General features: G+C 64.4%; 22 protein-coding genes. 11 read left to right on the top strand and 11 right to left on the bottom strand.

All coding sequences use genetic code 11. The features are described from left to right. Positions 1 to 54: 54 nt before the first annotated feature. Entirely contained in the window at positions 55 to 1,245 is a 1,191-nt protein-coding gene (locus LMTR21_RS22690) for a GNAT family N-acetyltransferase (protein ID WP_065750612.1), read from the bottom strand. Between the two features lie 129 nt (positions 1,246 to 1,374). On the opposite strand from LMTR21_RS22690, the gene LMTR21_RS22685 reads away from it, so the two are divergent. Next, positions 1,375 to 2,427, top strand: coding sequence for a polysaccharide deacetylase family protein (locus LMTR21_RS22685; protein WP_187399406.1), 1,053 nt, complete (start codon positions 1,375 to 1,377; stop codon positions 2,425 to 2,427). Positions 2,428 to 2,528: 101 nt separating this feature from the next. Here the strand turns inward: LMTR21_RS22685 and LMTR21_RS22680 are convergent, their stop codons facing one another. Then, positions 2,529 to 2,741: a DUF2842 domain-containing protein gene (locus LMTR21_RS22680; protein WP_065750614.1), complete on the bottom strand. Its 213-nt coding sequence runs from the start codon at positions 2,739 to 2,741 to the stop codon at positions 2,529 to 2,531. A 117-nt stretch (positions 2,742 to 2,858) separates the two neighbouring features. On the opposite strand from LMTR21_RS22680, the gene LMTR21_RS22675 reads away from it, so the two are divergent. Both LMTR21_RS22675 and LMTR21_RS22670 read left to right on the top strand, forming a co-directional pair. Further along, on the top strand, positions 2,859 to 3,950 hold the full coding sequence (locus LMTR21_RS22675; RefSeq protein WP_065750724.1) for a COX15/CtaA family protein: 1,092 nt from the start codon (positions 2,859 to 2,861) through the stop codon (positions 3,948 to 3,950). A gap of 144 nt (positions 3,951 to 4,094) precedes the next feature. Then, positions 4,095 to 4,907, top strand: a complete 813-nt coding sequence (locus LMTR21_RS22670; protein ID WP_065750615.1) for an FTR1 family iron permease — start codon at positions 4,095 to 4,097, stop codon at positions 4,905 to 4,907. A gap of 10 nt (positions 4,908 to 4,917) precedes the next feature. Here the strand turns inward: LMTR21_RS22670 and nadC are convergent, their stop codons facing one another. The 8 genes from nadC to LMTR21_RS22625 form a co-directional block, all read right to left on the bottom strand. Then, complete coding sequence (nadC, locus tag LMTR21_RS22665) at positions 4,918 to 5,787, bottom strand: carboxylating nicotinate-nucleotide diphosphorylase (RefSeq protein WP_065750616.1); 870 nt, start codon at positions 5,785 to 5,787, stop codon at positions 4,918 to 4,920. Then, positions 5,784 to 7,337 carry an L-aspartate oxidase gene (locus tag LMTR21_RS22660; protein ID WP_065750617.1) on the bottom strand — a complete coding sequence of 518 codons (1,554 nt, stop codon included), beginning with the start codon at positions 7,335 to 7,337 and terminating at the stop codon, positions 5,784 to 5,786. The genes nadC and LMTR21_RS22660 overlap by 4 nt, the downstream gene beginning before the upstream one ends. After that, positions 7,334 to 8,320 carry a quinolinate synthase NadA gene (gene nadA / locus LMTR21_RS22655; RefSeq protein WP_065750618.1) on the bottom strand — a complete coding sequence of 329 codons (987 nt, stop codon included), beginning with the start codon at positions 8,318 to 8,320 and terminating at the stop codon, positions 7,334 to 7,336. Before nadA ends, LMTR21_RS22660 begins: the two co-directional genes overlap by 4 nt. A gap of 54 nt (positions 8,321 to 8,374) precedes the next feature. Then, entirely contained in the window at positions 8,375 to 9,331 is a 957-nt protein-coding gene (locus tag LMTR21_RS22650) for an NUDIX hydrolase (RefSeq protein ID WP_065750619.1), read from the bottom strand. 37 nt (positions 9,332 to 9,368) lie between these two features. Next, complete coding sequence (locus LMTR21_RS41480) at positions 9,369 to 9,956, bottom strand: hypothetical protein (protein ID WP_065750620.1); 588 nt, start codon at positions 9,954 to 9,956, stop codon at positions 9,369 to 9,371. Between the two features lie 214 nt (positions 9,957 to 10,170). After that, positions 10,171 to 11,451 carry an O-acetylhomoserine aminocarboxypropyltransferase gene (locus tag LMTR21_RS22635; protein ID WP_065750621.1) on the bottom strand — a complete coding sequence of 427 codons (1,281 nt, stop codon included), beginning with the start codon at positions 11,449 to 11,451 and terminating at the stop codon, positions 10,171 to 10,173. 152 nt (positions 11,452 to 11,603) lie between these two features. After that, on the bottom strand, positions 11,604 to 12,188 hold the full coding sequence (locus LMTR21_RS22630; protein WP_065750622.1) for a CoA-binding protein: 585 nt from the start codon (positions 12,186 to 12,188) through the stop codon (positions 11,604 to 11,606). Between the two features lie 109 nt (positions 12,189 to 12,297). Beyond that, entirely contained in the window at positions 12,298 to 13,122 is an 825-nt protein-coding gene (locus LMTR21_RS22625; RefSeq protein ID WP_065750623.1) for an enoyl-CoA hydratase, read from the bottom strand. A gap of 87 nt (positions 13,123 to 13,209) precedes the next feature. Here LMTR21_RS22625 and LMTR21_RS22620 point away from each other — a divergent pair, with 87 nt between their 5' ends. From LMTR21_RS22620 to LMTR21_RS22605, 4 genes are all read left to right on the top strand, one after another. Next, positions 13,210 to 13,638 (top strand): PaaI family thioesterase, encoded by a 429-nt coding sequence (locus tag LMTR21_RS22620; protein ID WP_065750624.1) that lies wholly within the window; start codon positions 13,210 to 13,212, stop codon positions 13,636 to 13,638. A gap of 155 nt (positions 13,639 to 13,793) precedes the next feature. Then, positions 13,794 to 14,258 (top strand): 50S ribosomal protein L13, encoded by a 465-nt coding sequence (gene rplM / locus LMTR21_RS22615; RefSeq protein ID WP_057839142.1) that lies wholly within the window; start codon positions 13,794 to 13,796, stop codon positions 14,256 to 14,258. A 1-nt stretch (position 14,259) separates the two neighbouring features. Beyond that, positions 14,260 to 14,736 carry a 30S ribosomal protein S9 gene (gene rpsI, locus LMTR21_RS22610; RefSeq protein WP_065750625.1) on the top strand — a complete coding sequence of 159 codons (477 nt, stop codon included), beginning with the start codon at positions 14,260 to 14,262 and terminating at the stop codon, positions 14,734 to 14,736. Positions 14,737 to 14,970: 234 nt separating this feature from the next. After that, on the top strand, positions 14,971 to 16,188 hold the full coding sequence (locus LMTR21_RS22605) for a GGDEF domain-containing protein (RefSeq protein ID WP_065750626.1): 1,218 nt from the start codon (positions 14,971 to 14,973) through the stop codon (positions 16,186 to 16,188). 18 nt (positions 16,189 to 16,206) lie between these two features. Here LMTR21_RS22605 and LMTR21_RS22600 read toward each other — a convergent pair whose 3' ends face one another. Further along, positions 16,207 to 17,028 (bottom strand): IclR family transcriptional regulator, encoded by an 822-nt coding sequence (locus tag LMTR21_RS22600; protein ID WP_065750627.1) that lies wholly within the window; start codon positions 17,026 to 17,028, stop codon positions 16,207 to 16,209. Positions 17,029 to 17,163: 135 nt separating this feature from the next. Between LMTR21_RS22600 and LMTR21_RS22595 the strand changes: the two genes are divergently transcribed. From LMTR21_RS22595 to pdxA, 4 genes are read left to right on the top strand one after another with little or no spacing between them, the layout of a single operon-like run. After that, a complete protein-coding gene (locus LMTR21_RS22595; protein ID WP_065750725.1) occupies positions 17,164 to 18,087 on the top strand; it encodes a dihydrodipicolinate synthase family protein in 924 nt (307 codons plus the stop codon). Between the two features lie 26 nt (positions 18,088 to 18,113). Then, the gene (locus LMTR21_RS22590) at positions 18,114 to 19,562 is read left to right on the top strand and encodes an FAD-binding oxidoreductase (protein ID WP_065750628.1); all 1,449 of its coding nucleotides are present in this window, start codon (positions 18,114 to 18,116) and stop codon (positions 19,560 to 19,562) included. 2 nt (positions 19,563 to 19,564) lie between these two features. Beyond that, complete coding sequence (locus tag LMTR21_RS22585; RefSeq protein ID WP_065750726.1) at positions 19,565 to 20,677, top strand: four-carbon acid sugar kinase family protein; 1,113 nt, start codon at positions 19,565 to 19,567, stop codon at positions 20,675 to 20,677. Then, positions 20,674 to 21,714 carry a 4-hydroxythreonine-4-phosphate dehydrogenase PdxA gene (pdxA, locus tag LMTR21_RS22580; RefSeq protein ID WP_065750629.1) on the top strand — a complete coding sequence of 347 codons (1,041 nt, stop codon included), beginning with the start codon at positions 20,674 to 20,676 and terminating at the stop codon, positions 21,712 to 21,714. The genes LMTR21_RS22585 and pdxA overlap by 4 nt, the downstream gene beginning before the upstream one ends. Positions 21,715 to 21,719 lie beyond the last annotated feature (5 nt).

Here is a 21,719-nt window from a genome sequence, read left to right as displayed (position 1 = left end):
GAGGGTGGGCACGGCGCTATGCGCCTTTGCCCACCCTACAATCGCAACAACTATCTAACTGAACGCATTGCGCAGCTTCTGCGCCATCTCCAGCAGCGCCGGATTGTGCTTCACCAGCCGCTTGGTGCGGTTCACGCCCGACATCACGCCGGCAGCAAGCTTGCCGCGCTGGCTCAGCGGAATGAAGCTGTCGAAGATCGGCTCGTCGCTCTTGCAGAACAGTCGTTTGTAGTCGTCCGATCCGATTCCGAGATCGAGGGCACGATAGCCCTGTCCGGCGTAGTGATCGATGATGTCGCGCATCAGGATCAGGCCGGGGCTGTATTTCGAATTCGCCGACATCGTGTAGGTATTGAACATCATCGAGAAGCGATGGCCGTCGGCGACGCCGGCGAAGATCGCGATCACTTCCTCGTCGCATTCCAGCGCGTGGATATCGATGGCGTGCCTGCCGCCGGGAAGCGGCGCCGTGCAGGCGCTGCGAATGAAATCTTCAATGCCGGGATCGGCGAACACGTTCGGCAGCTTCTGTTCGGCCATCCGCTGCGGCTTGACGCGGAAGAACCAGTCGAGCAGCCGGATGATGTCGGCTTCCGACGAAGCAATATGACTGCGGTAGCCAGGCAGGGACTGCAGCTTGCGTTCCTTACCCTTGAGGCGGCGGCGGAACGAGTTGCTGACCAGCGCCGCAGGCGCGGCGCCAGGCTCCATCACCAGCAGCGGGCAATCATTGGCGGACGGCTGGTGCGGCAGCAAGGCGAGCGGATTGGGCAGATCGCGCCAACTTACCGGTTGCTGATGCAGCGCGAGGACGTCGGCTTCGGATCGCTGCGATATCGCCGACATCAGGCCTTCCAGATCAACTTGCGTTGCGCTTGCGGCGAAATCGCGATCGAACAGCGCCATGTTGAAGGTCGAATGCTTGCCGCCCATGAAACTGGCGCAGCGCGCGCCATAGGCCTGCCTCATCGTGAGCGGCAGCAGCAGCAGCGGACGACGCTCGGCGTCGTAGGCAATCACGATGAAGGGAACGAGACCTTCACGCGCGCCAACCTGCCGCTGCCAGGAACTGAGGAAATCGAAGCGCTGATATGGCGTGAACGAGGTTTGCGCGGCTTCCAGGTTGCGCCAGATAGTTTCCGCCGCGGTCAGGTCGCGAACGATATCTATGCTGGCAATGCGGCCTGCCTTCGACCACGCATCTCGATCCGCCGTGCGGTCTTCAATCGCGGCAGCCATGGTCATCGCAAAGCCCGTGCTATATGAAATTGTTTACAATTTTGGCGTTGGCCGACCTTCGCAGGGAAATGTCAACAAAGGGTAATACAATCGGGGCGCGGCGGGGCAGCGCGACCCGTGAGTGAGGGCGGGACGTTGGCGTCGGATATCGGAATTTTGCAGAGGGCCCGAATGGAGCTCGGCTATTTCAGCGGCTATTTCAGGCTGAAGCAGCGGCAGAACGGGGGCGCCGGCGCCATTTTGCGGTTCGAGCGCGTGCGTCCGCGCGATTCCCGGCCGTTCCAACCCAACCGGTGGCGCGAAATCACGCCGCAATTTCTTGACCGGACAATCGTCGCGCTGAAGCGCTGGAACTTCGATCTGCTCACGATGGACGAGGTGTGCCGGCGGGCGGTCACGCTGCCAAGAGCCAATCGCTTTGCCTGCCTGACCTTCGACGGCGGCTGCAAGGATGTCATCACGCAGGCCTATCCGGTGCTCGCGAAGCACCATGTGCCTTTCACCGTCTACCTGCCGACCGCGTTTCCGGACGGGCTCGGCGAAGCCTGGTGGCTCGCGCTGGAAGATATGATCGCGCGCGAGGAGCGCATCAGCCTGGTGATCGACCGCAAGGAGCGGCGTTTCGCAACCGGCAGCACGGTAGAGAAGCATGACACTTTCGAATTTCTGGCGAGCTGGCTGCGCACGCTGCCGCCGGCCGATCTTGCGTTCGCGATCCATGATCTCTGCACGCGCTACTCCGTCGATCTCGCGGCGCTGTCGCGCGCTCAGTCGATGGACTGGGACGATCTGGCGAAACTCGCCGCCGATCCGCTGGTGACGATCGGCAGCGCGACGGTGAATTATGCCGCGCTGTCGAACCTGAAAGGGACGGACGCGCAGCGCGAAATGACGATGGGCAAGGCGGTCGCCGAGACCGCCTTGCGCCGCCCCATCAAGCATTTCGCCTATCCCTTCGGCGACCGGCAGTCATGGCGGCGGGAGCACGTGGTCATGGGGCAGGAGGCCGGCTTCGCCAGCGCGGTATCGACGATCCCCGGTATCGTCGAGGCCAGAGGATATACCAATCTGCACGCGCTGCCGCGGATCGCCTGGGATGGACGGCAGGGCTCGCTGCGCATGATGCGGGTGATGCTGTCGGGGATGATGTTTCCCGCCGTCCGGCCGACCCGCGACAATTGGGTTTAAAGCGTTTTCAAGCGAGGTGGATACCGGTTCGCATAGCAATCAAGCTTGCGCAGATTGCGTAGACTTATCTGCGGTAGAAAACGCGTCAAAACAAGAATCTTCTAGGTGGCGCGATCGGGCCGCGACATCCAGCTTACGATCGGCATGGCCGGCAACACCCACCCAAGGCCGGCCACGACATAGAAGATCGCCTGCAGCAGGCCGGAACGGGCCAGCCACGGCGTCTGGGCGATGGTCATACCCAATAGCGACCACACCACGACCAGCACCAGCAAGGCGAGGGTTCCGAAGAATTTACGGGTGCGTATCGTCATGGCGGATATGTCAGGCTCGTGGCGGGTTGCACGCGGGAAGGGGCGGACTATAAGGGGCGCGCCAATTCAATCAAGCGTGCCTTCGGGGCGAGCCAGGACGGCTTCAAGACGGGTTTTATGACCGCTAGTTCCACATCGCAGGCCGCGCATGCCACCGCCGTCAGATGGTGGTTGATCGTGGTCGCCGCGCTGATCGCAATCATGGTGCTGGTCGGCGGCGCCACGCGGCTGACCGAATCCGGATTGTCGATCGTGGAGTGGAAGCCGGTTACCGGCACGCTGCCGCCACTCAACGAGGCCCAATGGACGCAGGCGTTCGAGGGCTACAAGGCGATCCCGCAATACCGCGAACTCAATGCCGGCATGAGCTTTGCCGAGTTCAAGACCATCTTCTGGTGGGAATGGAGCCACCGCCTGCTCGGGCGCGTGATCGGCGCGGTCTACCTGCTGCCGTTCCTGTACTTCCTGTGGCGTGGCGCGTTCAGCGCCGAATTGAAAAAGCGGCTGTGGCTGATCTTCGGCCTCGGCGCGCTGCAGGGCGCGGTCGGCTGGTGGATGGTGGCGTCGGGCCTCTCGCAGCGGACCGAGGTGTCGCAATATCGTCTGGCGACGCATCTGGTGCTGGCGCTGATCATCTTCGCGTCGATCGTCTGGACGCTGCGGCGCATGACTTCGCGTCCGCAACCCGCTTTCCCCCTGCGGCTCAAGATCTCCGGGATGGCCTTGCTCGTCGTGACGTTCGTTCAGCTCTATTTTGGCGCACTCGTCGCCGGCCTGCGGGCGGGCAGGGTCTACAACACCTGGCCGGAGATCGACGGCGCCTTCATTCCGTCGGCGGCGCGGCTGTGGTTCGAGGAGCCGTGGTGGCGCAATCTGTTCGACAACACGCTCACCGTGCAGTTCGAACATCGCATGACAGCCTATGCGCTGCTGGCGCTGGCGCTGTGGCATGCGGTCGACGCGGTTCGCTCGCGCGCCGGAGCGGCCATCGTCGGCGGTGCGTGGTCGCTGGTCGCGGCGATCATGCTGCAGGCCGTGCTCGGCATCCTCACGCTGCTGCATCAGGTGCCGATCGATCTGGCGCTGGCGCATCAGGCGGTCGCGATCGTGGTGCTGACGCTCGTCGTCCTGCAGACCGAGCGTCTGGTTGCGCGCCGCACCGAGTCCGACCAGCGGAAACTGGTGCTGCCGCTTGGGCAGCCCGGCTGAAATGGAGCGATTCTAATCTGCCGCATTTTTCGTAACTGCCCAATTTGCGGGGCTTTTCTCGCGCGCTGACGCATTTGTGTGGGGCCGGACCGCTTTACTTGGATGGTCTGGGCGATAAAACGAAACAAAAACAGGTCCCGTTTCATGTCATCAGCATTCGTCCAGGCCGCCGTCATCCTGCTCCGCGAGGGGCTTGAAGCCATGCTGGTGATCGCAGCGCTGGCGGGGTATCTGACCAAGGCCGGCGCGGGTCACCGCATCAAGGCGCTGTATGGCGGCGCCCTCGTCGCCGTGGCGGCCAGCTTTGTTGCGGCCTGGCTGTTCGCGGTGCTGAACTCGGGCGATCACAGCGACGTCCTGGAAGGCATCATCATTTTGCTTGCCGCCGCCCTGATGCTCTACGTCAGCGGTTGGCTGATGGTGAAGCAGGATCCCCGTGGATGGCAGGATTACCTCGCGCACAAGGCTGATCAGGCGCTGTCGCAGGATACGATCTGGGCGGTCGGCGCGCTGGCCTTCTTTGCGGTGTTTCGCGAGGGCGCGGAGACCGTTCTGTTCATCAACGCGCTCGCCAAGACCGAGGGCGGCTGGAGCGCGGGCCTGTTCGCCGGTCTGGCCGCGGCAGCGGTAGCTCTCGGCGTGCTGTTCTATTTCATCAACCTGATTGCGCGGAAGCTGCCGCTGCGGCCGCTATTCATCATCACCTCGGCATTCCTGTTCGTGATGGCGATCAAGTTCATCGGTGAGGCCGTGCAGGAGTTCCAGGAGCGGGCGATCATCACGGTCACCGAAGTGAAGGGCTCGGCATTCCTGACCGCGATCGGCCTCAATCCGTCCATGGAAGCGCTATCGATCCAGGGACTGGTGATCCTGTTTGCGCTCGCGACCTATTCGGTGGTCCAGCGCAACAACCGCCTGATGCGCGAGGACAAGGCCGCCATACGCGCGGCCGAATAGTCCGTCTCCGCTAGGCTGCCTGCCGATTGAGTCCGAGATAGTCGAGCCCGATGTCGAGCGCGGCGGAGCTGTGCGTCAGCCAGCCGGCCGAAATCAGGTCGACGCCGGTCGCGGCGATTGCCTTTGCGGTCTCGGCCGTGATGCGGCCGGAAGCTTCGGTGATGGCCCGGCCGCCGGTCATCGCTACCGCCTGTCGCAATTGCTCGACGGTCATGTTGTCGAGCAGTACGGCGTCCACGCCGATCGCAAGGGCCTGTTCGAGCTGCGGCAGCGTATCGACCTCGACCTCGATCTTGACGAGGTGGCCGGCATGCACCTTTGCGCGCTCGATCGCGGTTCTGACGTCGCCGGCCAGCGCGATGTGGTTGTCCTTGATCAGGATGGCGTCGTCCAGCCCGAAGCGGTGATTGCTGCCGCCACCGGCGCGGACGGCGTATTTTTCCAGCGTGCGCAATCCGGGCGTGGTCTTGCGGGTGCAGACGATGCGCGCCTTGGTGCCTTGCGCGGCCGATACCAGCGAGGCTGTTGCGGTCGCGACGCCGCTGAGATGGCAGAGAAAATTCAACGCCGTCCGCTCGCCGGTCAACAGCCCGCGTGCCGGGCCTTCGATGGCGGCGATCACATCGCCCGGCGCCACCACGCTGCCGTCAGGTCGCTCGGCGGCGAGCTGGATCGCGGGATCAACGAACTGAAACGCAGAGCGTGCGATGTCGAGTCCGGCCACGACGCCGGGCTGGCGTGCGCGCAACACCAGTGAGGCGCGCCGGTCGGCCGGAACGATCGCATCGGCGGTGATGTCGCCGGCGCGCCCCAAGTCTTCGAGCAGGGCAGTCCGAACCAGCGGCTCGTACATGAGCGGCAGAAGCGGCGTAAGGGTCACGGCTGGGCACTCCCGACAGACAGGGATCCGGTTTCAACGATGTCGCGCGCGGCGTCGAGCGCTTCCGCAAGCGAGATGGATGACGGCACGGCCGAAGGCCGGGTATCGGGGAAGTCGCTGCGAAAATGCCCACCGCGGCTTTCCTCGCGCCGCCAGGCAGCGACTGCGATCATCAGTCCCACCAAAGCGGGATCGGAAGCTGCACTGCTGCCATTGGCGAGTGGATAGAGGCCGCGGATCGCGCGTTCGATACCGTGTCGCTCGCGGAGCACGCCGAGGCCCTGCGACAGGATCGGCCGCACGGCCGAAGGATCGGACGCGGTCGGAAGCGCATTGGCGGTGCGTGCCTTCAGCGGGGCGCAGCTTGCAGCCCGGACGCTCTCGGCGACCCATTGCGCGCAGACAATCGCTTCCATCAGCGAATTGCTGGCAAGGCGGTTGGCGCCGTGCAGCCCGGTGCGGCTAGCTTCGCCGCAGGCCCAGAGACCGTTCACGGTGCTGCGGCCTTCGATGTCAACGGCGATACCGCCCATGTGGTAGTGCACCGCCGGCCGCACCGGAATCGGATCAGTCACGGGATCGATCCCGGCCATTTTGCAGAATGCGGAGATCACAGGATAACGTTTTGCAAATTCTGCTCCCGGATGTTTGCGCGCGTCGAGGAAGACGCGATGGCCCTCGGCGCGGCGACGCCAGACCGCGCGGGCGACGATGTCACGGGACGCGAGTTCGGCGCCCAGCTGGTCCGCCATGAAGCGCTGGCCGGTGTCGTCGATCAGGATTGCGCCGTCGCCGCGGACGGCCTCGGTGACCAGCGGCATCGGGCGCGACGGCCCGTCGAAGGCGGTCGGGTGAAACTGGACGAATTCGAGATCGGAGAGTTTTGCGCCCGCGCGTGCCGCCAGCGCCAGCCCCTGGCCGAAGCAGCCGGCCGGGTTGGTGCTTTCTAAAAACAGTCCGCCGATTCCGCCCGTCGCGATCACGACGCGGCCAGTGACGATCGTCAGCGGACCCTGCGTGTTCACCGCAACGACGGCCTTGATGGCATTGTCGTCGACGATCAGGCTCCGCGCCTCGACGCCTTCAAGGAGGGTGATCGAGGGGCAGCGGCGCACGGCTGCAATCAGCGCCCGCATGATCTCGCGCCCGGTGCCGTCGCCGGTAGCGTGCACGATCCGGTTGCGGCTGTGTGCCGCTTCGAGGCCGAGCCGCCAGCCGCCATCGGGTTTTCGGTCGAAGGCGACGCCGAGCCTAGAGAGGTGCTCGACCGCCGCGGGTGCCGCGTGGACGATCCGGCTTGCGACGGCTTCGTCGCAAAGGCCTGCGCCTGCCGCGAGTGTGTCGGCGAGATGCAGGGCAGGGGCATCGTCTTCGCCCATCGCAGCGGCCAATCCGCCCTGCGCCCACAGGCTGGAGGCTTCCGCACCCAGCGGTGCCTTTGACAACAGCACCACAGGTTCGGGCGCCATTTGCAGCGCCGTCATCAATCCCGCGGCGCCGCCGCCGATGATGACGGGACGGTTGGCGAGCGCTGAGATATCCGTGCTCATATCGTCAGCATCCTTTCGACGGCGCGCCGGGCAGGTGCGGCGATCGCAGGATCGATCGTCACTTCGTGTCGACCGGTTTCCAACGCATCGCGGATGTTCTTCAGCGTGATCCGCTTCATGTGCGGGCAGAGATTGCAGGGCCGGATGAACTCCACGTCAGGGTGGAGCACGGCGACATTGTCGCTCATCGAGCATTCCGTCAGCAGGACGACGCGGGGCGGGCGCTGCTTGCCGACGAAGTCAGACATCGCGGCCGTCGAGCCGGAGAAATCGGCCTCCGCAACCACTTCGGGCGGACACTCCGGATGCGCCAGGATGGTCACGTCAGGGTGGTTTTCGCGCAGTTGCCGGACGTCGGACGCCGTGAACAACTCGTGCACCTCGCAATGGCCTTTCCATGCGATGATCTTCACGTTTGTCTGCGCGGCGATGTTCTGCGCCAGATATTCATCCGGCAGCATGATCACGCGTTCGACGCCAAGCGACTCCACGATCTTGAGCGCGTTGCCCGAGGTGCAGCAGATGTCGGATTCCGCCTTAACCGCAACCGACGTATTGACATAGGTGACGACGGGCACGCCGGGATAGCGCTGCCGCATCAGCCGCACGTCCTGCGCAGTGATGGAATCCGCCAGCGAACAACCCGCCGAAAGATCGGGGATCAGCACGGTCTTTTCCGGGTTCAGCAGCTTGGCCGTCTCGGCCATGAAGTGCACGCCGGCCAGCACGATGATGTCGGCATCGACCTTGGTGGCTTCGCGCGCCAGCAGCAGGCTGTCGCCGACGATGTCGGCGACGCCGTGGAAGATTTCCGGCGTCTGGTAATTATGCGCGAGGATGACCGCATTGCGGCTTCGCTTCAGGTCGAGGATGGCGTCGACATCCTCGGCGAAAACCGCCCATTCAGGCGGCGGGATGACCCGTTTGACACGGTCGTAAAGCGAGGAGGTGCGGGCGAGGGCAGTGGAACTGACGTTGGCCATTTATACTCTCCGTGAGTATATATTGGCTTATACTTATCCTGAGCATAATCGAAGTCAAGTGCGCGATAGCGGGAGCTTGGTTCCGGCGACGGCCCGTTCCGCCAGCACGCCGTGGCGGAACCTGAACAATTTGGCGGGGCGGCCGACGGCCTCAGTGGCGATTGCGCCAGTTTCCTCAACGAGTTGCTGCTGCTCGATCAAGCGGCGAAAGTTCTGCTTGTGCACCAGGCGGCCTGCAAGCGCCTCAACGCTGCGTTGCAGTTGCAGCAGGGTGAATTCCGCTGGCATCAGTTCGAACACCACGGGGCGGTATTTGATCTTGGCGCGCAGCCGCGCGATCCCGGTGGCGAGAATGCGGCGATGATCGCCCGTCATGGGACGGCCGGGAATGACCGCCGTAGCGCTGCGGCGGTCGCGCGCCGCTTCCGGAATCAGGCCGGCTTCGTAGAGCAGCTCATAGCGCTGCAGCACCAGTTCCTCGTTCCAGTCGCGCTCGTCGAGGCCGAAGGTGATCGCGGCGCGCTGCCAGCGTTCGCGCTGCAGGCCGGTGGTCTCGGCGGATTTTGCCCACGCCCGCAGCCGCGATGCCAATGTCTTTGCCAGCGAGGCGGGGAGGCCGGCCCGCTGGTCCTCCCACGGAAAATATTCGTACCAGCCGGACCAATGCGCCTGAAAACCCTGGCCGACCTTGTCTTCGCGCGTCAGTCCCAGATAGCTGATCGAGATCGAGTGCAGCGACTTCGTATCGCCGCCTCGCCCGCGATCGGCGAAGGTGTAGAGCTGCTCGACATAGCCGAGTGGGTGGCCGGTCTGCGCCTCGACCCACGCCCGCAATCCTGTCTGCAGCGAGCGGTGCGCGAATTCGAACGGTCCGCTCGGCAGCGCGCCGTCGTTGGCGATGGTCATGATCTTCGGCTCGCCGTCGGTGACGGCGACGAGAACGGCGACCAGGTCCGCCGTGATCGCATTGGCCGCGCCCGTCTTGCTTGCTTTCCGCGTTGCCCCTGCCACGTCGGTCGTCCGTCTCTGTTTATAGGTTGGTGCGCGTTTAGCAGTATCCGTACACGCCGCAAGCATATGGCAAGCGGTTCCAGTACGGCTCATAGGGGCCGCCATAATAGGGGCCGTCATAACTGTAGGAATGATTGGTGCCGTAATAACCGGGCAGCGTCGATGATCCCGGCAAAAGCGGAGTGCCGAAGATGCGCGGCGCATAGGCCTTGATGCCGGTTGGCGCGAACAGCATGTCGGGATCCTCCTCCTCGACCACCAAGGCGCGACCGCGCCGCACGTAGAGAGGAGCTGCGGCCGGGGCGACGGTGGTCCGGTAATTGTAATGGGCGCGGGGCAGGCCGGGCGGTAATTGGCCGGCGGCGCGGACTGTGGCGCGCTTGGCGGCGGCAGATTTGTCGACGCGCTTTGTCGCGGCTTGATTGGCGGGCGCAGGACTGTCGGCGGGCTTGGCGGTTGCCGGGTTGTCGGCGGGCTTGGCGGCGGCAGGGCTGTCGGCAGGGCTGTCGGCAGGCTTTGTTGCGGCGGGGCCATCGGCGGCCTTCGGGGCTCCGGGGTCTTCGGCGGCGGCAGCGGTTCCGGCTGCGAAAATCGCGACCAGAAATAGCATCATCCAGCGCAGCATCGTTGGCTCCGAATCATCAAGGGCAGTTCAGCGCCACTTTATGCCGGAATGGGCGTTAGCGAGAGGCCTGTGATTGCGGGCGATGGCTTTGGGAGTTGAAGCACTCGTCATTCCGGGATGGTCCGAAGGACCAGACCCGGAATCTCGAGATTCTCGGGTGCGCAAGGGGCGCACCCTAGTTCGATGCTGCGCATCGCCCCGGAATGACGATGGACTACACGCTCAGCGCCTGCTCCAGATCCGCGATCAGATCCTCCTTGTCCTCGATGCCGATCGACAGGCGCACGACATCGGGCGCGGCGCCGGATCGCACCTTGGCTTCGTCGTCGAGCTGGCTGTGCGTGGTCGATGCCGGGTGAATCACCAGCGAGCGGGTGTCACCGACATTGGCCAGATGCGAGAACAGTTTCAGGTTCGACACCAGGTTGACGCCGGCGTCGTAGCCGCCCCTCAGGCTGAAGGTGAACACCGCACCGGCGCCCTTCGGCGCGTATTTGCGCGCGAGCTTGTTGTACTTGTCGCTGGCGAGGCCCGAATAGTTCACCGACGCCACCGCCGGATGGCCGGCCAGAAATTCCGCGACCGCCTTGGCGTTCTCGCAATGCTTCTGCATGCGCAGCGGCAGGGTCTCGATGCCGGTCAGGATCATGAAGGCGTTGAACGGCGACAGCGCCGGGCCGAGGTCGCGCAAGCCCAGCACGCGGCAGGCAATCGCGAAGGCAAAGTTGCCAAACGTCTCTTGGATGCGGATGCCGTGATATTCCGGGCGCGGCTCGTTCAGCATCGGATATTTGTTGTCCTTCGACCAGTCGAAGGTGCCGGCATCGACGATGATGCCGCCGAGCGAGTTGCCGTGGCCGCCCAGGAATTTCGTCAGCGAGTGCACGACGATGTCGGCGCCGTGGTCGATCGGGCGGATGAGATACGGCGTCGCCAGCGTGTTATCGACGATCAGCGGCACGCCGGCCTTGCGCGCCACTTCCGCAATCGCCTCGATGTCGGTGATGCTGCCGGCGGGGTTGGCGATCGATTCGATGAAGATCGCCTTGGTGCGTGGCGTCACCGCGCGTTCGAAACTGGCGATGTCATCCGGGTCGGCCCACGCCACGTTCCAGCCAAAGCTCTTGAACGCATGCGTGAACTGGTTGATCGACCCGCCGTAGAGTTTTCGCGCGGCGATGAACTCGTCGCCCGGCATCAGCAATTGTTGCAGCACGACGACCTGCGCGGCGTGTCCCGAGGCGACCGCCAGCGCCGCAGTGCCGCCTTCCAGCGCCGCAATGCGCTCTTCCAGCACCGCGGTCGTGGGATTGCCGATACGGGTATAGATATTGCCGAATGCCTGCAGCCCGAACAGCGATGCGGCATGGTCGGCATCGTTGAACACGAAGGACGTGGTTTGATAGATCGGCGTCACCCGCGCGCCGGTGGTGGGATCGGGCTGCGCGCCGGCGTGCACGGCAAGGGTCGAAAATCCCGGGAGACGATCGGTCATTCTGTGCGTCCTGTTCTGTGGCTTGCTCGAAATGCGTTGACGATGCTGATCGTGGCCGCGTCCGTCGTCAAGGCGAGGCGTTGATAGGCGGGGAATTGAAAACGGGTCTGCTTAGTTAGATCGTATCCTCGAAATAATCGTCTCGCATTGCCTCACGTCGGCTCGCTTTTGTTCTTCGCGGCGCGATCCGATGCAGCCGTCGTCCCGCCGCTGACGCTCATCCGGTTCAGCGACAGGCGCATGCCTTGCGTCGGGATCGGCGCACGCTTCGAGCTCAGCGTGCGCGAATTCACACCCATCCATGAAATCTCCGACGACAGCCGCCCGTACTCGATCTTGGGGCAGCGGTTCATCACCACCTTGAGGCCGGCAGCTTCGGCCTTCTCGGCAGCCGCGTCGTCACGTGCGCCGAGCTGCATCCAGATCACTTTCGGCGGCGGTGACAATGTCAGCGCTTCGTCGACAACAGGCATGATGTGGCTGGAGTTGCGGAAGATGTCGATCATGTCGATGGGACGACCTATATCCGTCAGCGAGGCGACGAAGGGTTTTCCGAGCAGGTGCTTTCCGACATGGCCGGGATTGACCGGAATCATGTCGTAACCGCGCTGCGCCAGATATTTGAAGGCGAAATAGCTCGGCCGCACGTTGACCGGCGAGGCGCCGACCATCGCGATCGACTTCACGCCGTTGAGGATGCCGCGGATGTAATTGTCGTCGTAATTGTCGTGGTTCATTTGTTTTCCGGTTGTCATTCCGGGGCGATGCGAAGCATCGAACCCGGAATCTCGAGATTCCGGGTTATCGCTTCGCGAGCCCCGGAATGACGACGCAGAAATTGCGTCGTCACTTATCCTGCCACTTCGGCTCGCGCTTCTCGATGAAGGCGCCGATGCCTTCCTCGGCGTCGCGCGCCATCATGTTCTCGGTCATCACCTCCGCCGCGTAGCGGTAGGCGTCGGCGAGGCTCATTTCGGCCTGGCGATAGAACGCCTCCTTGCCGAGCTTGACGGTATAGGCGGACTTGAGCGCGACCTTCTGCGCCAGCGCGATCGCCGCATCGCGTTCGGTGCCGGCGGCCACCACGCGGTTGACGAGTCCGATATTCTTCGCTGTCGCCGCCGAAATCGGCTCGCCCGTGAGCAGCATCTCCATCGCCTGCTTGCGCGGGATGTTGCGCGACAGCGCCACCATCGGGGTCGAGCAGAACAGGCCGATATCGACGCCGGGGGTGGCAAAGCCCGCGGCCTCGGAAGCAACAGCGAGATCGCAACTCGCCACGAGCTGGCAGCCGGCGGCGGTTGCAATGCCCTGCACGGCAGCGACGACGGGCTTCGGCAGATGCACGACGGCCTGCATCATCGCGCTGCAGGCGTTCATGATCTGCCCGAAATAGGCACGGCCACGATCGGCGTCGCTGCGCCGCGCAGTCAGTTCCTTCATGTCGTGGCCCGCTGAGAAGGCCGGGCCGTTGGCCGCGATGACGACGGCGCGGACGCTATTGTCGTCGTGAATGTCCTTCAGTGCGCCGTGCAACTCGGCGATCAGGCCCTCCGACAGGCTATTGCGCGCGGCCGGCCGGTTGAGGGTGAGCAGGCGGATGCTGCCGACATTTTCCTGCAGCAGGATCGGAGGTTGCGGCGTGGGCGCGCGGGCAGTGTGGGCGGGCATTTCCGGGGTTTCCACTCCGACTATTTTCCTTTGGGCTTTGCTGACAACCTAATGTAACAGGCGGTCTTAATCGAGGGCAGGGGTAGCATGGCGGCAGCGAAAATGAGCGTGGCTGAGCTGGAGAAGTTCCTCCGCGAGGAATTTCCGCAAGCCTTCAGCGACGGCGATATCACCATTGAAAGCGCCGACGGCGAGACTTGCCTGCTGCGGCGGCGCTTTGACGAGCGCATGCTGCGTCCGGGCGGCACGGTGTCGGGGCCGACGCTGATGGCGATGGCTGACTTTGCAATGTATGTGGTGCTGCTCTCGGCGATCGGCCCGGTGGGGCTGGCGGTAACGACCAACCTCAACATCAATTTCCTGCGCAAGGGGCTGCCGGGGCAGGACGTGCTGGCCGCGGCGAAGCTGTTGAAGCTCGGCAAGCGACTGGCGGTCGGCGAGGTCAACCTACTCTCGGGCTCGTCACCCGACCCGATTGCCCATGTGACGGCGACCTACTCCATTCCAAACACGTGAGGTTTTTAGCGGTAGTATTGCACCATATTTATAAGCGATTGTTTTTGCTGGTATAATTTGTGAACATTGGCGTTGACGGACAACATCCCATTCTCTAGAAACCCCGCCAGTTCGGCGCATCTGGCGCCGATTTCCATTTTCACGGATTTCCTCACATGAAAACCTATTCGGCAAAGCCCGCCGAGGTGACGAAGAAGTGGGTCCTGATCGACGCCAAGGGTCTGGTGGTCGGCCGGCTCGCCACCCTCGTCGCCATGCGCCTGCGCGGCAAACACCTGCCCACCTACACGCCCCATGTCGATTGCGGTGACAACGTCATCATCATCAACGCGGCGCATGTCGTGCTGACCGGTCGCAAGCGCGACAACAAGGTCTACTACAAGCACACCGGCTTCATCGGCGGCATTAAGGAGCGCACTGCAAAGTCGATCCTCGAGGGTCGTTTCCCCGAGCGCGTGGTCGAGAAGGCCATCGAGCGCATGATTCCGCGGGGTCCGCTCGGCCGCGTGCAGATGGGCAATCTGCGTGTCTACCCCGGCGCCGAACATCCGCATGAAGCCCAGCAGCCCGAGAAGGTTGATATCGCTTCGATGAACCGCAAGAACATGAGGGCCGCATAAGATGTCGGATACCATGCAGTCGCTCGACCAGTTGGCGTCGCTGAAGACGGCGTCTCCGGAAGCGCCGAAATACGTCAAGAAGGTCGACAAGTACGGCCGCGCCTATGCCACCGGCAAGCGCAAGGACGCGGTCGCCCGTGTCTGGATCAAGCCGGGCGCCGGCAAGATCACGGTCAACACCCGCGAGGTTGAAGTCTATTTCGCCCGCCCGGTTCTGCGCATGCTGATCCAGCAGCCGCTGGTCGCCGCCTCGCGCTCCGGCCAGTACGACGTCATCTGCACGGTCGCCGGCGGCGGTCTGTCGGGCCAGGCGGGTGCCGTGCGTCACGGCATCTCGAAGGCGTTGACCAACTTCGAGCCGGATCTGCGCGGCGTGCTGAAGAAGGGCGGCTTCCTGACCCGCGACTCCCGCACCGTGGAGCGCAAGAAGTACGGCCGGGCGAAAGCGCGCAAGTCGTTCCAGTTCTCGAAGCGCTAATTGCTTCGCTAAAATTTGCAGCGGATTGCTGCATTCACCAGACGAAAAAGGGCGCCGATCGGCGCCCTTTTTGCTTACTATTTAGTGATGGGTTACCACGGATTTTCGTGAAAACTTGCTTACCCGCACTCACGAAAATGGAACACGGCCCGCCTAGTGTCGATGATGCGATGGCGCGAAATTGCATTCCAGTGTGCGCCGAACAAGTAGCATCACACGCGTTCGGGTGAGCCCATGTCATTCGATACTTCCACGCTATATCTGTTTGCCACGATGGTCGCGGGCATGCTCGGGGCCATGCTGGTGCTGTTCGGCAAGCAGGACAACATTCCGGCCTTGAAGTGGTGGGGGTCGGCCTATCTGCTTGGCGCGGCCTCGGTCGCGATCTGGACCATCGGCGGTGCTGCGCTCGGCGAGCCGTTGTTGCTGGCGCTGCACGCGGTTGGCTTCATCGCCTGCGGCATGGTTTGGAACGCCTCGCGCGTATTCCACGGCCGCAAGCCCAATCTGTTGGGACTGGTGCTCGGCGCGGTCGTCTGGGTTGGCACGATGCTGGCCTTGCCGTCGCTGAACCCGGCCATGCGGTTGATCGTCGGCGCGTCGATCGTCGCGATCTACGCCGCGCTGACAGCATCCGAATTGTGGAACGAGCGGCGCCGGACGATGCAGACGCGCTGGCCGTCGATTGCCGTGCCGGTGATGCATGGTTGCGTGCTGATGCTGCCGCTCCTGCTCGGCAGCCTGCTGCGCCCGCATGACGAGACTTTTGTCAGCAGCATCTGGGTGACGGCATTCTCGATCGAACTGATCCTGTATGCGATCGGCACTGTTTTCGTCATCTTCATGCTGGTATCGGACCGCGCCGTGACGGTGCACAAGACTGCGGCCTCGGTCGATCCCCTGAGCGGCATGTTGAACCGCCGCGGCTTTACGGAAGCCTGCAACCGCGTGATCGAACGCGAGGCCGCCGCGGGGCGGCCGGTGACCGTACTGATTTTCGACATCGACCATTTCAAGAGCATCAATGACCGCTTCGGCCATCCTGCCGGCGACGAAATTCTCAAACTGTTCTCCACCGTCGTGGTCAGCAGTTTGCGCATCAGCGACCTGTCGGGGCGCATCGGCGGCGAGGAGTTTGCGGCGCTGCTGGCGTGTCCGCTGGAGGAGGGCGTGATCGTGGCCGAGCGGGTGCGCGAGGCGTTCGAGGCGTCCAACATCGTCTGCGAGGAAGGCCCGGTCGTCACCACGGTCAGCATCGGCGTTGCCGGCGGTCCGGCGGGCACGGAGCTCGAGGTGCTGCTGGCGGCCGCCGACACCGCGCTCTATCAGGCCAAGCGCACTGGCCGTAACCGGGTCGAGGCCGCCGAAGAATTGCCGCTGTCGCTGGAGAAGTGGCGGCGCAAGAGCGCCGGGCGCGCGGCTTCCGCACGGCAGGCGACGGCAACGAGCTAGCGGAACGCGGACGCGCCGCTAGTTCGACAGGCCGGCCTTGATCGCGAGATCCTGCACGACGGCTGCGACACGCGTCAGTGGGGGCAGGGCCTGGTCGCGGAACGCCGCCATCTCCATGCGCGTCGCATCGACCGTCACGCTCAAACCGGCCGTCACCGAGCCTTGCGCATCGAAGATCGGCGCTGCCAGCGTGCGCAGGCCGTAAGCGTTTTCGCCGTCGGAGATCGCGTGGCCGTGCCGCTTCACCAGATCGAGCCGCTCGAGCAGGGCATCGAGATCCGTCAGCGTTCGCTCCGACAATTTGATGCGTGGCCGCAATTCCAGCCGGCGTACTTGCTCGTCCCGCGGCAGGTGCGCCAGCAGGATATGGCCGAGGGCGGCGCTATAAGCCGGAATGCGGGCGCCGGGCCGGCGATCCATCTTGTGCCGGTCGAGCCCGGTGCCGACGCGGGCGAGGTAGATCACGTCGCCTCCGTCGAGTGCGCCGAGCGAGGCTGCGTCGCTCACCGCCGGCACGAGGTCGCGCAGCAACGGTTCGGCCAGGGCGCGCAGCGTTCCGCCTGACAACACCGTGTAGCCGAGATCGAGACAGGCGACGCCGAGCCGGAACCGGCGGCTCTGCGGAACGGGCTGGAGATAGCCGAGTTCGATCAGCGTCTGAATCAGCCGAAACGCCGTTCCGCGATCGAGATCGGCGCGCGCGGCAATCTCGCTGAGCGTCAGTTCGAAGGCGTCGCTGGAAAAGCTCTGCAGCACCGCAAAGGCCTTGCCGACGGATGCGACGTAGTTCTTCGGATTTTTCGGCGCGGCGGTCGGCGCGCGCTTCGAGGTCTTTGCCATCTCGTCAATGCCCGCTTGCAAGAACGCCGGGCTGGCGGCCCTTGACGGCAGCGCCGGTCCGGCTCTAGGAGAGTGCAGCAAATATAACAAATGTTCGCATTCCGAACAATGGGATTCGGGCGATCGGAGGAACTTTTGTCGACATCATCCCTGCATCCTCATGGCGTGTTCTGTGCCGCACTGACGCCGCTTGACGCCGAGCTCGCCCCCGATCACGCGCGCTTCGTCGCGCATTGCCGCTATCTCCTGAGCGAGGGATGCGACGGCATCGCGATGCTCGGCACCACCGGCGAGGCCAACTCCTTTTCGGTCAGCGAACGTACGGCGCTGCTCGAGGCCGTCGTACGGGACGGCATCGTGCCGAACAAGCTGCTGCCCGGAACAGGCGTCGCGGCGCTCAGCGATACCATCGCGCTGACGCGTCATGCGCTTTCGGTCGGCGTCGATACCGTGGTGATGCTGCCGCCATTCTACTACAAGGGCGTCACCGACGATGGCGTCTACGCCTCCTACAGCGAAGTCGTGCAGCGGCTTGGCGATGCGCGGCTCAAGATCGTGCTCTACCATATTCCGCAGATGTCGATGCAGCCGATCTCGCATGCACTGATCGAGCGGCTGCGCGCGGCCTATCCGGCGACCTTCGTCGGCATCAAGGATTCCTCCGGCGATTTCGCCAACATGACCGCGATGGTCGAGCGCTTTCCGGGCTTTTCGGTGCTGACCGGTGCGGATCCGCTGCTCCTGCCGCTGTTGCGCAAGGGCGGTGCGGGGTGCATCACCGCGACATCCAATTTGGTCGCGCGCGACCTTGCCCATGTCTATCGGCATTTCGGCAAGGGCGACGATGAAGCCGACCTCGCGGCGGCACAGGCGCGCATCGTGAAGGCGCGCGAGCTTGTCTCACGCTTTTCGCAGATGGCATCGCTGAAGGCGCTGGTCGCGGAGCGCACCGGCCATCCCGGATGGCAGCGCCTGCGGCCGCCGCTGGAATCCCTGCCGGCTTCGTATTTGAAAGAGCTGCTTGCGAACGCCGGCGCGAATGCCGCGGCGGTCGCCTAGCGCGGCGCCGGCGACGAGGCGATCCGATGTCCGAATCCTTCCAGGAAGTGCTTGCTGGCCTGGCTGATATCGTCGGCGACAATTACGTCATCGATTCCTCCGGCGATCAGGAGCCCTATGTGGTGGACTGGCGCGGACGCTATCGCGGCCGTGCTGTTGCGGTCGTCAAGCCCGGCTCGACCGCCGAGGCGGCGGCCGTCGTCCGCTATTGTGCCGACAATCGACTCTCGATCGTGCCGCAGGGCGGCAACACCGGTATGTGCGGCGCCGCGACGCCGGACGACGGCGCCTTCAATGTCGTGATCCGGCTCGACCGCATGCGGCGCGTGCGCGACGTCAGCCCGCTCGCCAACACCATTACAGTTGAGGCCGGCTGCATCCTCGCCGAGGTGCAGGCTGCGGCCATGGCGGCGGATCGCTATTTTCCGTTGAGTCTCGGTGCCGAGGGCTCCTGCCAGATCGGCGGCAATATCTCCACCAATGCCGGCGGCACGGCGGTGCTGCGCTACGGGCCGATGCGCGATCTGGTGCTCGGGCTGGAAGTGGTGCTGCCGGACGGGCGCATCTTCAACGGCCTGCGCGCGCTGCGCAAGGACAACACGGGCTACGCGCTCAAGCAGCTTTTCATCGGTGCGGAAGGCACGCTCGGTATCGTCACCGCAGCGGTGCTGAAACTGTTCGCGCCACCGCGCAGTTCGGCTTTGGCGCTGCTCAAGCTGCAGAGCGTCGAGCAGGCCCTGCAGATCATGCAGCATTTGCGCGGCGCGGTCGGCGACCGGCTCGGTAGTCTCGAAATCATGTCGCGCAGCCAGATCGAGGCGATCGCCGAGACCGTGCCGCATGTCACCATTCCCTTCGAACTTACCACGCCGTGGTACCTGATCGTCGAACTGACCGACACGCTGGCCGGGATCGATCTCAACGAGCCGCTGGCCACCGTGCTGTCGGACGCGATGGATGCGGGGTTGGCTGAAGATGCCGTGCTCGCATCGAGCCTCGCGCAGGCGAAGGCGATCTGGGCGGTGCGGCACAGCGTCTCCGAAGGCAACAAGCGCAGCGGCCATGTGGTGTCGCACGACAGCGTGGTTCCGCTGGAGCGGCAGGCAGCGTTCGTCACCAATGTCGAGGCCAGGATCAACGCGGCCGTTCCCCATGCCCGCGTGGTGATGCATGGCCATATCGGCGACGGCAATATTCATGTGATCGCCCTGATCGACCGCGATCGCTGCCGTGACCCCGCCGCGACGGCGGCACTGGTGGCTGAGATCAACGAGATCGTCGACGACGAGACCGCAGCGCAGGGTGGCGCCATCAGCGCCGAGCACGGCATCGGCATCACCAATCGCGGCCGGCTCGCGCGCGTCGCCGATCCGCTCGATATAGACCTGATGCGCCGCATCAAGCAATTGCTCGATCCGAACGGCCTGATGAATCCGGACAAGATCTTCGCGAATAAGCGCGCGGGAGCGGCATGACGATGACGAGCGTCCGCCTTCTCGCCGACGACCTCACCGGTGCGCTCGACACCGCGGCCGAGTTCGTCGGGCTGTGCGGACCGTTCGACGTGACCTGGCCGGAGGCGCTCTCGACGAATGCGCCGCGAAGTCTTGCGATCGATAGCGGAACGCGCGAGCTCGCCAAGGCTGAGAGCGTCGAGATCGTCGGACGGCTGGCTCCACTGCTTGGTGAAGGCACGATCGCCTACAAAAAGGTCGATAGCCTGTTGCGTGGAGCGTGGGCCGCCGAACTCGGCGCCTGCCTGCGCAGCGGTCATTGGGCAGCTTGCGTTGTTGCGCCAGCCTTCGAGTACCAGGGACGCCGCACCTGCGACGGTCAGCAGTTCGCGCGCACGCAGGAAGGCGACTGGCATCCGGTCGGCGCCAACCTTCTGGCCCAACTCCACGCGGAACGCATCGACGCCCGGCAAGGCCGGCTCGATACGTTGTCACATGGCGGCGTTCAGATTTTCGACGCGGAGAGCGACCGCGATCTCGACCGCGTGGTTGAGATGGGGCGAAGCCTGGCCACGCCCGTGCTGTGGTGCGGGAGCGGCGGATTGGCCGGCGCCCTGGCGCGCGGCCGCGACGCCAGTGTGTCACGTCGTTTGAAGAAGCCGGTGCTCGGACTGTTTGGCTCCGATCAGGTCGTCACCGCATCCCAGCTTGAGGCGTGCGGCGAGGCTGTCGTCACCATTGCCGAAGGCGAGGTTGGAGGCGCGGCGCGGGTGCAGCGCAAGCTTGCCGATGACGGCGTGGTGCTGGTCAAGTTTTCGCTTGCCGAGGGCCTGTCGCGCGCCGAGGCGGCACGCCGGATCGCGCGGGAAATGACGACGCTGATGGCAGCGCTTGATCCTCCCGGCACGCTGATCGTTGCCGGGGGCGAGACGTTGAAGGCGGTCTGTGTCGCGCTCGATGCGCAGGCGTTGCAGGTCGCCGGGCGCCTCGTGCCGGGGCTGCCGCGCTCGTCCCTGCAGGGCGGCCGTTGGGCTGGCGTTGACGTGATCTCCAAATCCGGAGCGTTTGGTACAAGGGAGCTATGGCGCGATCTGCTCCATGACAATCAATTGCTCAGCACAGGGAAACTGACATGACCTCTCGCCATCTTGCGATCACCATGGGCGATCCCGCCGGGATCGGTCCCGAGATCATCGTCAAGGCCTGCATTGGATTGCAGGAGCGGATCGCGAAGGGCGACCTGCGTCTCCTGATCATCGGCAGCGGTGCTGCGCTGGAGGGCGCCAAGGCCGCGCTCGGCGCAAGTGTCGCGATTCCGCAAGTTACCGCCGATGGCCGCGACTGGCCCAATCTCTGCTTTCTGCAAGCCGACGCCGAAGGCACGCCGATCCACCCGGGCGTGCTCAGCGCCGACGGCGGGCGCTTTGCGTACAAGGCGGTCGAGCAGGGCGTGCGGCTGACGCAGGCCGGCCGGACCGCGGCCATCGTAACCGCGCCGTTGAACAAGGAAGCGCTCAACAAGGCAGGCTTTCACTATCCCGGGCACACCGAGATGCTGGCGCATCTCACCGGCGTGCGCGGCTCGGTGATGCTGCTCGCTCATGGCAACATGCGTGTCAGCCATGTCTCGACCCATGTGGCGCTGGAGGACGTGCCGAAGCGGTTGACCCCGGAGCGGCTGCGCCAGGTGATCGATCTCACCAACGACGCGTTGTTGCGGCTCGGCATCGCGCGCCCGAAGATCGCCATTGCGGCGCTCAATCCGCATGCCGGCGAGGGCGGGTTGTTCGGCCGGCAGGATATCGACGTCTCGGCGCCGACCATCGCCAAGGCGGTGGCCGACGGTCTCGACGTCGTCGGCCCGGTGCCCGGCGATACCATTTTCGTCAAGCTTCGTGCCGGCCAGTTCGATGCCGCGGTCGCGATGTATCACGACCAAGGGCACATCCCGGTAAAGCTGCTCGGCTTCCAGGTCGATCCCGCGACCGGCCGCTGGCAGGAACTGTCCGGCGTCAACATCACGCTGGGCTTGCCGATCATCCGCACCTCCGTCGATCACGGCACCGCCTTCGACATCGCGGGCAAAGGCATCGCCAACGAACACAGCCTGATCGAGGCCATCGACTACGCCGAGCGCCTGGCCGGCGGCATTTCCTCATCTTCCAAGCAATAGCCGGA

The organism is Bradyrhizobium paxllaeri, assembly GCF_001693515.2.
GTDB classification, from domain to species: domain Bacteria; phylum Pseudomonadota; class Alphaproteobacteria; order Rhizobiales; family Xanthobacteraceae; genus Bradyrhizobium; species Bradyrhizobium paxllaeri.
This window is presented reverse-complemented; position numbering and strand designations above follow the sequence as displayed.

What these genes read in the sequence shown, in the direction of transcription:
- LMTR21_RS22635 (WP_065750621.1), bottom strand. Translation starts at nt 11,451, where the DNA reads ATGACCGATCGTCTCCCGGGATTTTCGACCCTTGCCGTGCACGCCGGC.
- LMTR21_RS22590 (WP_065750628.1), top strand. Translation starts at nt 18,114, where the DNA reads ATGTCCGAATCCTTCCAGGAAGTGCTTGCTGGCCTGGCTGATATCGTC.
- LMTR21_RS22660 (WP_065750617.1), bottom strand. Translation starts at nt 7,337, where the DNA reads ATGAGCACGGATATCTCAGCGCTCGCCAACCGTCCCGTCATCATCGGC.
- LMTR21_RS22690 (WP_065750612.1), bottom strand. Translation starts at nt 1,245, where the DNA reads ATGACCATGGCTGCCGCGATTGAAGACCGCACGGCGGATCGAGATGCG.
- LMTR21_RS41480 (WP_065750620.1), bottom strand. Translation starts at nt 9,956, where the DNA reads ATGCTGCGCTGGATGATGCTATTTCTGGTCGCGATTTTCGCAGCCGGA.
- LMTR21_RS22680 (WP_065750614.1), bottom strand. Translation starts at nt 2,741, where the DNA reads ATGACGATACGCACCCGTAAATTCTTCGGAACCCTCGCCTTGCTGGTG.
- LMTR21_RS22605 (WP_065750626.1), top strand. Translation starts at nt 14,971, where the DNA reads ATGTCATTCGATACTTCCACGCTATATCTGTTTGCCACGATGGTCGCG.
- LMTR21_RS22585 (WP_065750726.1), top strand. Translation starts at nt 19,565, where the DNA reads ATGACGAGCGTCCGCCTTCTCGCCGACGACCTCACCGGTGCGCTCGAC.
- LMTR21_RS22675 (WP_065750724.1), top strand. Translation starts at nt 2,859, where the DNA reads ATGACCGCTAGTTCCACATCGCAGGCCGCGCATGCCACCGCCGTCAGA.
- nadA (WP_065750618.1), bottom strand. Translation starts at nt 8,320, where the DNA reads ATGGCCAACGTCAGTTCCACTGCCCTCGCCCGCACCTCCTCGCTTTAC.
- LMTR21_RS22625 (WP_065750623.1), bottom strand. Translation starts at nt 13,122, where the DNA reads ATGCCCGCCCACACTGCCCGCGCGCCCACGCCGCAACCTCCGATCCTG.
- LMTR21_RS22600 (WP_065750627.1), bottom strand. Translation starts at nt 17,028, where the DNA reads ATGGCAAAGACCTCGAAGCGCGCGCCGACCGCCGCGCCGAAAAATCCG.
- rplM (WP_057839142.1), top strand. Translation starts at nt 13,794, where the DNA reads ATGAAAACCTATTCGGCAAAGCCCGCCGAGGTGACGAAGAAGTGGGTC.
- pdxA (WP_065750629.1), top strand. Translation starts at nt 20,674, where the DNA reads ATGACCTCTCGCCATCTTGCGATCACCATGGGCGATCCCGCCGGGATC.
- LMTR21_RS22620 (WP_065750624.1), top strand. Translation starts at nt 13,210, where the DNA reads ATGGCGGCAGCGAAAATGAGCGTGGCTGAGCTGGAGAAGTTCCTCCGC.
- rpsI (WP_065750625.1), top strand. Translation starts at nt 14,260, where the DNA reads ATGTCGGATACCATGCAGTCGCTCGACCAGTTGGCGTCGCTGAAGACG.
- LMTR21_RS22630 (WP_065750622.1), bottom strand. Translation starts at nt 12,188, where the DNA reads ATGAACCACGACAATTACGACGACAATTACATCCGCGGCATCCTCAAC.
- LMTR21_RS22670 (WP_065750615.1), top strand. Translation starts at nt 4,095, where the DNA reads ATGTCATCAGCATTCGTCCAGGCCGCCGTCATCCTGCTCCGCGAGGGG.